Source organism: Limnohabitans sp. T6-5 (assembly GCF_003063315.1).
In the GTDB taxonomy this organism is placed as follows: Bacteria; Pseudomonadota; Gammaproteobacteria; order Burkholderiales; family Burkholderiaceae_C; genus Limnohabitans_A.
In genome coordinates this window covers 437,600-450,561 of the sequence record NZ_NERV01000002.1, presented here as the reverse complement: position 1 = coordinate 450,561, position 12,962 = coordinate 437,600, and the positions used below count along the sequence as shown (strand labels likewise).

General features: G+C 59.3%; 13 protein-coding genes. 12 read left to right on the top strand and 1 reads right to left on the bottom strand.

Features of this window, described 5'->3' with window-relative positions; all coding sequences use genetic code 11:
* Positions 1-7: 7 nt before the first annotated feature.
* From zapE to B9Z51_RS07750, 4 genes are read left to right on the top strand one after another with little or no spacing between them, the layout of a single operon-like run.
* On the top strand, positions 8-1,105 hold the full coding sequence (zapE, locus tag B9Z51_RS07765; protein ID WP_108374845.1) for a cell division protein ZapE: 1,098 nt from the start codon (positions 8-10) through the stop codon (positions 1,103-1,105).
* Positions 1,102-1,440 (top strand): hypothetical protein, encoded by a 339-nt coding sequence (locus tag B9Z51_RS07760; RefSeq protein ID WP_108373416.1) that lies wholly within the window; start codon positions 1,102-1,104, stop codon positions 1,438-1,440. Before zapE ends, B9Z51_RS07760 begins: the two co-directional genes overlap by 4 nt.
* Positions 1,440-1,655 (top strand): DUF465 domain-containing protein, encoded by a 216-nt coding sequence (locus B9Z51_RS07755; protein WP_108373414.1) that lies wholly within the window; start codon positions 1,440-1,442, stop codon positions 1,653-1,655. Before B9Z51_RS07760 ends, B9Z51_RS07755 begins: the two co-directional genes overlap by 1 nt.
* Positions 1,652-3,754, top strand: a complete 2,103-nt coding sequence (locus tag B9Z51_RS07750; RefSeq protein ID WP_369958781.1) for an ATP-dependent DNA helicase — start codon at positions 1,652-1,654, stop codon at positions 3,752-3,754. The genes B9Z51_RS07755 and B9Z51_RS07750 overlap by 4 nt, the downstream gene beginning before the upstream one ends.
* On the opposite strand, the gene B9Z51_RS07745 is transcribed toward B9Z51_RS07750, so the two are convergent.
* Positions 3,720-4,526, bottom strand: coding sequence for an outer membrane protein assembly factor BamD (locus B9Z51_RS07745; protein ID WP_108373412.1), 807 nt, complete (start codon positions 4,524-4,526; stop codon positions 3,720-3,722). The two genes, B9Z51_RS07750 and B9Z51_RS07745, sit on opposite strands and share 35 nt — an antisense overlap.
* A gap of 74 nt (positions 4,527-4,600) precedes the next feature.
* Between B9Z51_RS07745 and B9Z51_RS07740 the strand changes: the two genes are divergently transcribed.
* The 8 genes from B9Z51_RS07740 (at position 4,601) to hisS (ending at position 12,956) form a co-directional block, all read left to right on the top strand.
* The gene (locus B9Z51_RS07740; protein ID WP_369958780.1) at positions 4,601-5,584 is read left to right on the top strand and encodes an RluA family pseudouridine synthase; all 984 of its coding nucleotides are present in this window, start codon (positions 4,601-4,603) and stop codon (positions 5,582-5,584) included.
* 143 nt (positions 5,585-5,727) lie between these two features.
* On the top strand, positions 5,728-6,471 hold the full coding sequence (gene scpB, locus B9Z51_RS07735; RefSeq protein WP_108373408.1) for an SMC-Scp complex subunit ScpB: 744 nt from the start codon (positions 5,728-5,730) through the stop codon (positions 6,469-6,471).
* Positions 6,468-7,679 (top strand): pseudouridine synthase, encoded by a 1,212-nt coding sequence (locus tag B9Z51_RS07730; protein WP_108373406.1) that lies wholly within the window; start codon positions 6,468-6,470, stop codon positions 7,677-7,679. Before scpB ends, B9Z51_RS07730 begins: the two co-directional genes overlap by 4 nt.
* 124 nt (positions 7,680-7,803) lie before the next feature.
* Entirely contained in the window at positions 7,804-8,229 is a 426-nt protein-coding gene (ndk, locus tag B9Z51_RS07725; RefSeq protein ID WP_053176502.1) for a nucleoside-diphosphate kinase, read from the top strand.
* 32 nt (positions 8,230-8,261) lie between these two features.
* Positions 8,262-9,407, top strand: coding sequence for a 23S rRNA (adenine(2503)-C(2))-methyltransferase RlmN (rlmN, locus tag B9Z51_RS07720; RefSeq protein WP_108373405.1), 1,146 nt, complete (start codon positions 8,262-8,264; stop codon positions 9,405-9,407).
* A complete protein-coding gene (locus B9Z51_RS07715) occupies positions 9,407-10,360 on the top strand; it encodes a helix-turn-helix domain-containing protein (protein ID WP_108373403.1) in 954 nt (317 codons plus the stop codon). The genes rlmN and B9Z51_RS07715 overlap by 1 nt, the downstream gene beginning before the upstream one ends.
* A complete protein-coding gene (ispG, locus tag B9Z51_RS07710) occupies positions 10,357-11,631 on the top strand; it encodes a flavodoxin-dependent (E)-4-hydroxy-3-methylbut-2-enyl-diphosphate synthase (RefSeq protein WP_108373401.1) in 1,275 nt (424 codons plus the stop codon). The genes B9Z51_RS07715 and ispG overlap by 4 nt, the downstream gene beginning before the upstream one ends.
* A complete protein-coding gene (gene hisS, locus B9Z51_RS07705) occupies positions 11,628-12,956 on the top strand; it encodes a histidine--tRNA ligase (protein ID WP_108373399.1) in 1,329 nt (442 codons plus the stop codon). Before ispG ends, hisS begins: the two co-directional genes overlap by 4 nt.
* Positions 12,957-12,962: the final 6 nt, after the last annotated feature.

Below are 12,962 nucleotides of genomic sequence, written 5' to 3'. Positions count from 1 at the left end.
TCCGCCCATGTCCGTTCGTGCTGTTTACGAAGAAGAACTCCGCAAACGCGGCTTTCAGAGCGATCCTGCTCAGTTGCGCGCTATCGAGGCGCTGGAGCGCTGCGCGAGCGAATGGGCGGTTTACCGCGCCAAACGCTCCAACGCCCTGAAAAAACTCATCCACCGTCCTGACATTCCCAAGGGGGTGTACATGTTTGGTGGAGTAGGGCGGGGTAAGAGTTTTCTGATGGACTGCTTTTATGAAGCGGTGCCGATCAAGCGTAAAACTCGCCTGCATTTTCACGAGTTCATGCGCGAGGTGCACCGCGAGCTGACCGCCATGCAAGGCACCGTGAACCCGCTGGATGTGCTGGGCAAGAAAATGGCCAAGCGCTATCGGTTGATCTGCTTTGATGAGTTCCATGTGGCCGACATCACCGATGCGATGATCCTGCACCGCTTGCTTGTGGCGCTGTTTGACAACGGCGTGGGTTTTGTGACCACGTCCAACTTCATGCCCGATGGCCTGTATCCGAACGGTCTGCACCGCGATCGCATCCTGCCCGCCATTGCCTTGCTTAACCAGCGCATGAATGTGCTGAACGTCGACAACGGCACCGATTACCGCCGCCGCACGCTGGAGATGGTCAAGCTGTACCACTCTCCCTTGGGGGCGCAGGCCGATGCTGAAATGCAGGACGCCTTCAACCGCCTTGCCACAGGACCCGACGAAGATCCTGTGTTGCACATCGAGGCCCGCAAGATCCAGTCGCGCCGTCGTTCGGGTGACGTGGTCTGGTTCGACTTCATGGCCATTTGCGGTGGCCCGCGTTCGCAAAACGACTATTTGGAGATCGCCACGCAGTTTCATACGGTGCTCTTGAGCAATGTGCCGCAACTGCCCGTCAGCATGGCGTCCGAAGCAAGGCGCTTCACCTGGCTGATCGATGTGCTGTATGACCGCCGCGTCAAGCTCATTCTGTCAGCGGCCGTGGAACCCGAAGCGCTTTATCTGCAAGGGCCCATGTCGCATGAGTTCCCGCGCACCATCTCGCGCCTGCACGAGATGCAGTCGAGCGAATTTCTGGCGCTCGAGCACCGCACTGTGGACACGCACCTGACATGATCAAACGGCTGTGTTGGCTTATGGCGGTGTTCAGTGTGTCGGGCGCTAGCGCACAGACGCAGAATGCTTTGCCTGAGCACATTGTGTTGGGCCGCGAAAAATTGACCATGGAGCGTCAAGTCGTGATGGCCGCCCATGAGCAGCAGGCCCGTGATTGTTGGCAAAAATTGGCGGTCAATGCCTGTCTGAGTGATGTGCGCAAAGTCCGTAGGCAGGCTCTGGAGCCCATTCGCCAGCAGGAGTTGCGCTTTAATGAGGAAGAGCGTCAGTGGCGCACGGAGCAGCGTCAAATTCGGCTGGAAGGCAAACAGCCAGAAAGTCGTTCGTCACCATGATGGACACAACTCATACCGACTTGCGTTCGCCGCAGCGCCAATTGATCGAATGGCAAATGGAGCACGCAGATCTGGATGCGCTGATTGACCAGGCCACTTTATTGCCTCTGTCACTGGACGAGTTGCGCTTGCGGCGTCTGAAAAAACGGCGTCTGGCCTTGCGTGACCAAATCGCGAAGTTGCAACAATTGTTGGACCCCAAGGAGCCCGCTTGAGTCTATTGGGACAAAGGGTGGCCGAGACCCTGTCAGATCACGGTGTGTTGGCTCAGGTTGTGCCTGGTTTTCAGCCCAGGCAGGGACAAACCGACATGGCGATGGCGGTGAGCCAGACCGTGCAAGAGGGCGGCCAACTGGTGGTGGAGGCGGGTACCGGTGTCGGTAAAACCTATGCTTACCTGGTGCCGGTCTTGTTGAGTGGCCAACGAGCGCTGGTGTCCACCGCCACCAAGGCATTGCAAGACCAGTTGTTTTCACGGGACATCCCCCGACTGGTCGAGGTGCTGGGCTTGCCTGTTCGGGTGGCTTTGCTCAAAGGTCGCTCCAATTATTTGTGTCTGCACCGCATGGAGCAGGCCAGGCACAGTCCGGAATCTGCCCAGCCCGGGGCTCAAAAGGCCTTGGCCAAAATCGAAACTTGGGCTCAGTCCACCCGCACCGGTGACATGGCCGAATTGACAGGTCTGGATGAGCGTTCTTCGCTGTGGCCTTTGGTCACCTCGACCCGGGACAACTGCCTGGGTTCGAGCTGCCCGCGTTACAGGGCCTGCCATGTGATGCTGGCACGCAAAGAGGCCATGGCTTCCGATGTGGTGGTCATCAATCACCATTTGTTTTTTGCCGACATGGCGGTGCGCGAGTCGGGCGTGGCCGAGCTGTTGCCTACCGTGCGGGTGACCGTATTTGACGAGGCGCACCAGCTCAATGAGATTGGCGTGAACTTCTTGGGGAAGCAGTTGTCCACGGTGCAATTGCTCGAATTGGCGCGTGATGTGCTGGCCACCGGCCTTCAATTGGCGCGGGGTTTGGTGGATTGGCAGACCTTGAGCGGCCAGCTGGAAAAGGCGTCGCGTGATTTGCGTTTGGCGGCAGGCATGCACCGGGGATCTGTGCGTTTGCGCTGGACGCATGCCTTGCCCGAAGGGGTGGATGAGTCCGAGTGGACGCAGGCGCTGAAGACTCTGAGCATCTCGCTGGAACTGTTGATGGCGGGTCTGGATACGGTCAGCGAGCTGGCCCCGGATTTCCAGCGACTGTGTGAACGCACTCGGGAGCTTTTGCAGCGAACAGCCTTGTTTTCAAGCGCCCCTGACCCGGAAGGGGTTCGCTGGGCAGAGGTGAGCGCGCAACTTCGTCTGGTCGAGTCGCCACTGGACATTGCCCAGGCTTTTTCCGCCTTGACGAAACCCGTGGCCTCCAGGCCGCCTGGTCAAGATGCGTCTGAAGATTTGATGGCCCACTTGGGTGCATCTGAGCCTGCTATGTCCCCTGAGGAGGCTGTGGCTCAGGTCGATGCTGGGCAACGGGCTTGGGTCTTCACGTCGGCCACGTTGGGTGATGATCCTTCGCTGCGCTGGTTCACAGAGCCCTGTGGGTTGACATCGGCTACTGTGATGCAGGTCACCAGTCCGTTTGACTATGCCCGTCAAGCCGCTTTGTATGTACCTGAGCATTTGCCCAAGCCCGGAGATCCGGGGCACGCTTTGCAAGTGGCCCAGTTGGTCGAAGAAGCCGTGCGGCTTTTGGGTGGGCGAACGCTGGTGTTGACCACGACGTTGAACGCCATGCGCACGATCGGCGAATATTTGCAGTCCCGTCTGGACGCCAGCGCCAATGTGGAGGTGCTGGTGCAAGGTCAAAGCCCCAAGCGCCGCCTCATGGAGCGCTTCAGAGAAGGGGCGGGCGAGGGCCGCTCGGGATGTGTGTTGGTGGCTTCTGCCACTTTTTGGGAAGGCTTTGACGTACCCGGCGATGCCCTGCAATTGGTGATCATTGACAAATTGCCATTCCCGCCACCGGGTGATCCCTTGTTTGAAGCCCGCAGCCAGCGAGTGACGCGAGAGGGCAAGAGCGCATTTGCCGACCATGCCTTACCCGAGGCAGCAGTCACGCTCAAGCAGGGTGCGGGCCGATTGATTCGCAGTGAGACAGACAAAGGTGTGTTGGTGGTGTGTGACAACCGATTGGCCACGATGTCTTATGGGCGGCGATTGGTTCGGGGCTTGCCCGAGATGCGCCGCTTGAGTTCTTATGCCGAGTTTCTGGACCTGGTGCAGCAACTCACCACAGACGCCACCAGCTCGACGACTTTTTGACGCTGTTGGCCTGAAGGAATTGCGATTGAGGGAAGTTCGTTTCCAGAATGCGCAGGGTGTCGTCGCGCAATGTGGTCATGCCCATGGCGTCGTAAGACTTGACCAAAATGGCCAGCGCTTCTTCAAGGGCAGGCACACCCGGGTAATCTGTGATGGCTTGCTGAGCACGGTTGATGGCCGCAATGTGGGCGCCACGGCTGGCGTAATAACGTGCCACGTGCACCTCATAAGTGGCCAGCGAGTTGACTATGTAGGTCATGCGCTGGCGAGCTTCTGGCGCGTATTTGGAGTCGGGAAAGCGTGTGGTTAACTCCCGGAATGACTCGTAAGAGTCTTTGGCCGCTTTTTGATCACGTTCTGACAAATCCTGGTTGGTGATGGCCGAGAACAGGCCCAGGTTGTCGTTGAAGTTGACCAGTCCTTTGAGGTAAATCGCGTAATCCAGCGCAGGACTGGTTGGATGCAGACGAATGAACCGATCCAGTGTGGCCACAGCCTGAACCTTGTCACCTGTTTTGTATTGGGCAAAAGCCTTGTCAATCTGAGCTTGCTGTGCCAGGACAGTGCCAGCAGCACGGCCTTCGAGCTTTTCATGCAGGCCGATGGCTTTGTCCCAGGCGCCTGCGTTGACTTCGTCGCGTGCTTCGTTGTAAATCTTCTCAGGCGTCCAGCCTGCCGTGATGTCTTTGGGCGTGTTGGAGCAGCCTGACAGAAGGAGGCCCAAAGCCACCACCAAGCTGGCTGGAACCACCGATAATCTGAAGCTTTGCATCTCTGACGTCCTTGAACTGTTCAATCGAATTGATTATATCGACCCCCTCCGCCGCCGAAGCGGCAATAACCCCATTGGCCGACGACACTGAACGCCTCGGCGAGAGCCCTGAGGTGGAAGTCCGAACCACCCAGGTGCCCATCGATTTGCATGGCCAGCGGCTTGACCGCGCCCTGGCCCAAATGGTGCCTGAGTTTTCACGCAGCTATTTGCAGCAACTGATCGAGCAGGGCGATGTCCTGGTTGATGAACGTGTGACCACCAAGGTGTCAACCAAGGTGCGTCTGGGCCATCGTGTTCAAGTGACCTTGCGCGCCACGCCGCAGTCGCAGGCCTTTGTGCCAGAGGCCATGCCCATCGACGTGGTGTACGAGGACGCCCATTTGCGCGTGATCCACAAGCCTGCCGGGCTGGTTGTGCATCCTGCGCCTGGCAATTGGCGCGGTACTTTGCTCAATGGCCTTTTGGCACTGGATGCTGCAGCCGCCGAAGTGCCCCGGGCGGGCATCGTGCACCGCTTGGACAAAGACACCAGTGGCTTGATGGTGGTGGCACGCACGCGCCAAGCCATGGATGCTTTGGTGCAGCAAATCGCCGCGCGTGAAGTCCATCGCCAGTACGTGGCCATTGCGCACAAGGCTTGGACGGCGCCGTCTCCCCTGACGATTGAGGCTGCGATTGGCCGTGATCCGGCCAATCGTCTGCGCATGGCGGTGGTTGATTTGGCTTACCAATCGGGCAAAACGGCCGCCACCACCGTGGATGTGCTGGACCAAAATGAGCGCTACTGTCTGGTGCAATGCACTTTGCATACCGGGCGCACACACCAGATTCGCGTTCACATGGCCCATGTGGGGCATCCCTTGCTGGCCGATGCTGTGTACGGGGGCTCTCCTGCACTGGGCATGCTGCGTCAGGCTTTGCATGCTTGGCATTTGGCCTTCACACACCCGATCACGGGAGAATCCATCGACCTGACCACCGATTTGCCTGCCGACATGGCGCAAGCCCTGGTTTTGGGAGGCCTCAGCTACAATGGCCTTTTACAGGGAGCTTGAGCCGATCATCCGGTTTGGGCGCATCCAGAGCTTGGCCATAGGGGTTTGAGCTCACCAGAATGGGCTTGTTTCAGTGCTTGAAGCAGCCATCACCTCTGCACCTTTGACGCCGTGAGGCGTCTTTTTCCCGAAAGATAGACACCATGAATACGGCGCAAGCCAAGCGTGTCCTGGAAACGGCTCTGCTCACTGCAGGCCAGCCTTTGTCATTGCGCGAGCTGCGCACCTTATTTGACGATGCACTCGGGGCCGACACCCTGCGGCAAATGCTGCAAGAACTCCAGCTCGAATGGGCCCAACGGGGTCTGGAGCTGGCCTGCGTGGCCAGTGGCTGGCGCTTTCAAAGCCGCCCGGAGATGCGTGAGTACCTCGACCGCCTGCATCCGGAAAAGCCCCCCAAATACACCCGTGCGGTCCTGGAAACCCTGGCCATCATTGCGTACCGGCAGCCGGTCACGCGGGGGGACATGGAAGACATTCGCGGGGTCACCATCAGTTCGCAAATCATCAAGCAACTTGAAGACCGAGGGTGGGTCGAGGTCATCGGCCACCGTGAAACGGTGGGGCGCCCCGGGTTGTTTGCGACCACGCGTCAATTTTTGGACGATCTGGGGCTGTCGTCGCTGGACCAGTTGCCCATGCTGACGCAGGCTGATGGCCAGGCTTCGGCTTTGGCCCAATTGGTGCAAGAGCAGCCCGTTCAGCCGGTGCTGTCTCTGGAGGAGGCCATTGGGCAAGTGTCTGGCTCCTTGCCTTTTGATGAGCCCGAGCCGCATGATGCGGCCCACTTGCCCACGGTTTTGCCTTTGGATGCCACTGATCCAGACGCCTCCGAGCCTCCTACATCCACCAGCCCCTTGCACGGCGAAGAACCCGAGAATCCATGAACTCCAAGACACACGACACAGCTTCGACCGCACTCAGTGCCGAAGAATCCCGCACCCGCAAGTCCAAGGCTGCGCCCGCTGAGATCATCTACAAGCCCATCGAATTGTCCGATGTGGTGTCGGGACAATTTGACGAAGAAGAGTCAGCCCAGCCGTCCTCGGACATTGATTTGGGCAAACGGGTGTTGGCGCCTGAAGTCGACTCACCCAAATTGCACAAGGTGTTGGCTCAGGCGGGCATGGGCTCACGCCTGGAGATGGAGAAACTCATTGCCGAAGGCCGCGTGGTGGTCAACAACGAGCCGGCCCACGTCGGTCAGCGCGTTCAGTACGGCGACCAGATCAAGGTCAATGGCAAACCGATCCGCATCCGCATTGATCCGCCACCGGCGAGGGTGATTGCTTATCACAAGCCCGCTGGCGAAATCGTGAGCCACGATGACCCGCAAAACCGGCCCTCTGTTTTTCGCAAGTTGCCGCGCCTGATGAACGGCAAATGGCAGTCTGTTGGGCGTCTGGACTTGAACACAGAAGGCTTGCTGCTGTTCACCAGCTCGGGTGAATTGGCCAACCAGTTGATGCACCCGCGTTTTGGTCTCGAGCGTGAGTACGCCGTACGTGTTCTTGGCGCATTGAGCAAGGAAGAAAAGCAACGCCTGCTCGACGGTGTGATGCTGGATGACGGTATGGCCCAGTTCGGCTCCATCGAAGACGGTGGCGGTGAGGGCTCCAACTGCTGGTACCGCGTGACGATCTCGGAAGGCCGCAACCGCGAAGTACGACGCATGATGGAGTCGGTCGGGCATGCCGTGAGCCGCCTGATTCGCATCCGCTACGGCGCCATGGTTTTGCCACACGGACTGCGCCGTGGCGCCTGGCTGGAGCTTGATGAAGCCGATATTCGCTCACTGATGCGTGCTGCGGGCACCCTTGACCGGCCGCGCGCCGTGCCCGCGCGCCCGGTTTCAAGAACCGACCGTAACGATCGCCGTCCCCGTACTGGCGGACAGGGCAGGGCCGGTTCGGCTGTGCCGCGCGCCAAACCAGCGGCCAAACCCAACCAGGCGCCGGGCGGCTCCGGCTTGCATGCGAAGTCGGATGCACCGAAGACTGAAGCCAAGTACATTGGAGCCGAGAGCTTCAATCGCTTGAAAAAGGCCCCGGGCGGAACAGGCCGAGGCGGACGCGGCACCGGGCGCAGCCGTTGATTTCGGTTTTCATCGTGGGGGCATGTGGCCCCGCGCTGCCATTTGGCAGTCTCGCTCAGGTTAGAATAGTGGGCTTTGCCGCAGGGCAAAAATGCTTAAAAACACTTTAATTTCAGGAAATACCATGGCCATCGAACGCACACTCTCCATCATCAAACCCGACGCAGTTGCCAAAAACGTGATCGGTCAGATCTACGCTCGTTTTGAAGCTGCTGGCCTGAAAGTGGTTGCCGCCAAGATGGCCCACCTGTCACGCGGCGAAGCCGAGCAGTTCTACGCTGTGCACAGCGCACGTCCTTTCTTCAAGGACTTGGTCGACTTCATGATTTCTGGCCCTGTGATGATTCAAGCCCTGCAGGGCGAGAACGCCATTGCCAAGAACCGTGACCTGATGGGCGCTACCGATCCCAAGAAAGCCGACGCTGGCACCATCCGCGCTGACTTCGCAGACAGCATCGATGCCAACGCTGTCCACGGCTCTGACGCTCCTGAAACCGCTGCCGCTGAAGTTGCTTTCTTCTTCCCCGGCATGAACGTTTACGCGCGCTGATCGCGTCGCGGCTCCAGCGCGACCTTGACCCGATGACGGCCAACCTTCTCGAATTCGACCTGGAAGGTCTGGCCGTTTTTTGCGACGGTCTGGGTGAAAAGCGCTTTCGGGCCACCCAATTGTTCCGCTGGATTCACCAGCGGGGCGCCTCTGATTTCGATCAGATGAGTGATCTGGCCAAGTCCTTGCGCCAGAAGCTCAAAACGCACGCGCATGTCTCAGCGCTGCCCGTGATCAGCCAACATATCTCCAGCGACGGCACCATCAAGTGGCTGTTTGACGTGGGCGATGGCAATGCCATCGAATCGGTGTTCATCCCCGAAGACGACCGCGGCACCTTGTGTGTTTCTTCGCAGGCCGGGTGCGCAGTGGGTTGCCGTTTTTGCTCCACCGGCCATCAAGGCTTCAGCCGCAACTTGACGACAGGTGAAATCCTGGCTCAGCTGTGGTTTGCCGAGCACTTTTTGCGCAAATACCTCAAAACCGATGAACGCGTCATCTCCAATGTGGTGATGATGGGCATGGGTGAGCCGCTACAAAACTATTCGGCCCTGGTGCCCGCCTTGCGCACCATGCTCGATGACCACGGCTATGGTCTGTCGCGGCGACGTGTCACGGTGTCCACCTCTGGTGTGGTGCCCATGATCGAGCGTTTGTCGGCCGATTGCCCGGTGGCGCTGGCCGTGTCCCTGCATGCGCCCAATGATGCACTGCGTGACAACCTGGTACCGCTCAACCGCAAATACCCGCTGGATGAGCTGATGCAAGCGTGCATTGCCTACCTGGCGCATGCCCCGCGTGACTTCATCACGTTTGAATATTGCATGCTCGAGGGTGTGAACGATCAGCCTGAGCATGCGGAACAGTTGATTGATTTGGTTCAAAAACATGCTCGTCAGGGTTTGCGCTGCAAATTCAACTTGATCCCGTTCAACCCATTTCCCGCCTCGGGTTTGCTGCGCTCCTCCAATGCGCGTGTCCAAGCGTTCGCCAAGAAATTGCAGGATGCGGGTCTGGTGACCACAGTGCGTAAAACCCGTGGGGACGACATTGATGCCGCTTGTGGGCAACTGGCGGGAGATGTCAAAGACCGGACACAAGTGCACAACCGAATCGCGCAGCAGCGTACCATCGCCTTGGTTCCTGTTTCTTCTGTTGATTACCCAAGAGATCAGTGATGTCGGAAACCCCAAAGCTTGACGAAGGCTCGATGCCCCCTTCACCGCCTGATGCCCCTGAAGCGGTCACTGCAGGGCAATTGCTGCGTGCGGCCCGGATCAAGGCCGGTGTGCACTTGGCGGTTTTGTCGGTCAATTTGAAAGTCTCGGTTCGGCAACTGGAGGCGCTTGAGGCCGATGAGTACGATCCCGCCAAAGGCCCTGTTTTTGTGCGGGCCTTGACCGCCAGTGTCTGTCGTCAGTTGCAGACAGATCCAGCCCCTATGTTGGCCTTGTTGCCCAAGGCATCTGATCATGTGAAGGCCAGTCATTTGCTTGTGAAATCAAGCTTGTCTGATATGAGCCTGAATGTTTCGCATCCGGCCTCTGCACGGGTGTTGTCACCCCAGGCCTTGTGGGTGGCGGCTGTCATGTTGGTGTTGACTGTTGCACTCATTTGGCTTCCCGGTCCGTCGCAGTGGCCATGGGTCGGTCCACTGACTGACTGGTTCAAGTCCCGCCCCGCGGAACAGTCTAAGGTGGTGAGTGAACCTGATGCTTCACTGTCCGCACCCGTTTTTCCGCCCACCGATGTGTCGCCTCAGGCTTCAGACCCTGCAGGCTTGCCCCCAGCGCAACTTGGGGTTGCTGTTGTGACTACAGCTGCGCCATCTCCCCAGCCGGTCTCCGCAGCGCCTGTAGTCAGCTCCACAGCGACCAACGTGACCTCCGCGCTGCCTGAACTGGTGTTTTCGGCTTCCGATATGACATGGATTGAAGTGCGCGGTGGGCAAAACCAGGTGATCTGGAGCGGCGTCTTGCAAGCGGGTGAATCCAAGAGCGTGAAAAATGCCTTACCGATGAATGTCACGGTGGGGCGTGCTCATGGGGTCACGGTCAAATACCGAGGTGAACCCTTTGACCTCAAGCCCCACACCAAGGTCACCGTAGCACGTTTTGAGGTGAAAGAATGACAACACCTTCCATGCCCATTGCGATTGCGTTGCCTGCTCAGCGCATGAGTCGTCAGTCCAAAGTGGTCTGGGGTTCGCGCGTCGTCACTGTGGGCGGCGGCGCCTCTGTGCGCGTGCAGTCCATGACCAACACCGATACGGTGGACGTGATTGGCACGGCCATTCAGGTCAAGGAGCTGGCGATTGCCGGCTCCGAGATGGTGCGCATCACCGTGAACACGCCCGAAGCTGCCGAGGCTGTGCCGCACATTCGCGACCAGCTCGACAAGATGGGCATTGACGTGCCCCTGATCGGTGACTTCCATTACAACGGCCACCGCCTGCTGACCGACTATCCTGCCTGCGCCGAGGCGCTGTCCAAATACCGCATCAACCCCGGCAACGTGGGCAAAGGCGACAAACGCGACGTGCAGTTCGGTCAGATGATCGAAGCGGCCATGCGCTATGACAAAGCCATCCGCATTGGCGTCAACTGGGGCAGCCTCGATCAGGAATTGCTGGCCGAGTTGATGGATGTCAACAGCCAGCGCGCAGCACCCTGGGAGGCACGCCAGGTCATGTACGAAGCGTTGATCACCTCGGCCATCACGTCCGCGCAACGCGCCGAGGCCATGGGCATGAACGGTGCCCAGATCGCCTTGTCGTGCAAGGTCTCGGGTGTGCAGGATTTGATTTCGGTTTACCGTGAGTTGGGCCGTCGCTGCGATTACCCGCTGCACCTGGGCCTGACCGAAGCGGGCATGGGCACCAAGGGGACGGTGGCTTCAGCCGCGGCTTTGTCTGTCTTGCTGCAAGAGGGCATTGGCGACACGATCCGTGTCTCGCTGACGCCCCAGCCGGGCGAAGCCCGCACCCAAGAGGTGGTCATCGCCTCCGAAATCTTGCAGTCGTTGGGTTTGCGCATTTTTGTGCCCAGCGTGACGGCCTGCCCGGGCTGTGGCCGTACCACCAGCAGCACCTTTCAGGAGCTGGCCAAGCAAATCGACGACTTTTTGCGCGCCCAGATGCCCATCTGGCGTGTGCGCTACCCCGGGGTGGAAAACCTCAAGGTGGCGGTCATGGGCTGCATCGTGAACGGCCCGGGTGAAAGCAAACACGCTGACATTGGCATCAGCTTGCCGGGCACGGGCGAAGCCCCGTCTGCGCCGGTCTTCATCGACGGTGAAAAGCGGCTGACCTTGCGCGGCGAAGGCATCGCGCAAGAGTTTCAGGTGCTGGTTGAAAACTACATTGAGAACCGTTTTGGTTCCGGATCTACTGAAAAAAAATGAGCGAGCCTCAAAAAGAACAAGCGCCCAAGGTGGCCAAAGCCCAGAAGCTGACGGGCGTCAAAGGCATGAACGACATCTTGCCGCCTGACTCGGCGCGCTGGGAGTGGCTGGAAGCCCAAGTGCGCGGCCTCATGGCCCGTTATGCCTACCGCAATGTGCGCCTGCCCATCGTCGAGCCCACTGCGCTGTTCGTGCGCGGTTTGGGCGAGGTGACCGACATCGTCGAAAAGGAGATGTACTCCTTTGAAGACCGCCTGAATGGCGAGCAGCTCACCCTGCGCCCCGAAGGCACGGCCGGTTTGGTGCGCGCCGTGGTGGAGCACAACTTGCTGTACGAAGGCGGCAAGCGCCTGTATTACATGGGCCCCATGTTTCGCCATGAGCGCCCGCAGCGCGGCCGCTACCGCCAGTTCCACCAGATCGGTGCCGAGGTGCTGGGTTTTGGTGGTGCCGAGGTCGACGCCGAGCTGATTTTGCTGGCCAATGATCTTTGGAAAGTGTTGGGGCTGAAAGATGTGCGACTGGAACTCAACAGCCTGGGCCAACCTGCCGAGCGCCAGGCCCACCGTGCAGCGCTGATCGCACATCTCGAAAAGCACAGTGATGTGCTGGACGAAGAGGCCAAGCGCCGCCTGCACAGCAACCCGCTGCGCATTCTGGACACCAAGAACCCGGCCATGCAAAGCGTGGTCGAGTCGGCCCCGCGTCTGCTCGACTTTTTGGGTGAAGCCTCTTTGGCGCACTTCAACGCGGTCAAAGCCATTCTGGATGCCAATGGCGTCGCCTACAGCATCAACCCGCGCCTTGTGCGCGGCATGGACTACTACAACCTCACGGTGTTCGAGTTCATCACCACCAGCTTGGGCTCGCAAGGCACGATCTGTGGCGGTGGTCGTTACGACTACCTGATTGAACAAGTGGGCGGCAAGCCGTCGCCCGCTGTGGGCTGGGCGCTGGGTGTCGAGCGCGTGCTCGAACTCATCAAGGAGCAGGGCGATGCTTTGCTCGATATCGCGCCTGATGTTTACGCCATCGTTCCAGAGGCTGCATCTTTGCCTGTGGCCATGCAAGTGTTGCAAGCCTTGCGTGCACAAGGCGTGTCGGCCCAGATGCACGCTGGCAGCGGTGACAGCATGGGCAGCATGAAGTCCCAGTTCAAGAAGGCCGATGGCTCAGGTGCCCGTTTTGCCTTGGTCTTTGGCGCCGAAGAATTGGCGCAAGGCCAGGTCGCGGTCAAATCGCTGCGCGACGGGCAGGGTGCTCAGCGCACCGAGTCTTTGGCCACAGTGCCCACTTGGGCCCACAGCCTACAATCCACGCTTTGATGCGCA

Excerpts from the sequence above, each read along its gene's own strand:
- zapE (WP_108374845.1), top strand. The coding sequence starts at position 8 with ATGTCCGTTCGTGCTGTTTACGAAGAAGAACTCCGCAAACGCGGCTTT.
- B9Z51_RS07760 (WP_108373416.1), top strand. The coding sequence starts at position 1,102 with ATGATCAAACGGCTGTGTTGGCTTATGGCGGTGTTCAGTGTGTCGGGC.
- B9Z51_RS07755 (WP_108373414.1), top strand. The coding sequence starts at position 1,440 with ATGGACACAACTCATACCGACTTGCGTTCGCCGCAGCGCCAATTGATC.
- B9Z51_RS07745 (WP_108373412.1), bottom strand. The coding sequence starts at position 4,526 with ATGCAAAGCTTCAGATTATCGGTGGTTCCAGCCAGCTTGGTGGTGGCT.
- scpB (WP_108373408.1), top strand. The coding sequence starts at position 5,728 with ATGAATACGGCGCAAGCCAAGCGTGTCCTGGAAACGGCTCTGCTCACT.
- B9Z51_RS07730 (WP_108373406.1), top strand. The coding sequence starts at position 6,468 with ATGAACTCCAAGACACACGACACAGCTTCGACCGCACTCAGTGCCGAA.
- ndk (WP_053176502.1), top strand. The coding sequence starts at position 7,804 with ATGGCCATCGAACGCACACTCTCCATCATCAAACCCGACGCAGTTGCC.
- rlmN (WP_108373405.1), top strand. The coding sequence starts at position 8,262 with ATGACGGCCAACCTTCTCGAATTCGACCTGGAAGGTCTGGCCGTTTTT.
- B9Z51_RS07715 (WP_108373403.1), top strand. The coding sequence starts at position 9,407 with ATGTCGGAAACCCCAAAGCTTGACGAAGGCTCGATGCCCCCTTCACCG.
- ispG (WP_108373401.1), top strand. The coding sequence starts at position 10,357 with ATGACAACACCTTCCATGCCCATTGCGATTGCGTTGCCTGCTCAGCGC.
- hisS (WP_108373399.1), top strand. The coding sequence starts at position 11,628 with ATGAGCGAGCCTCAAAAAGAACAAGCGCCCAAGGTGGCCAAAGCCCAG.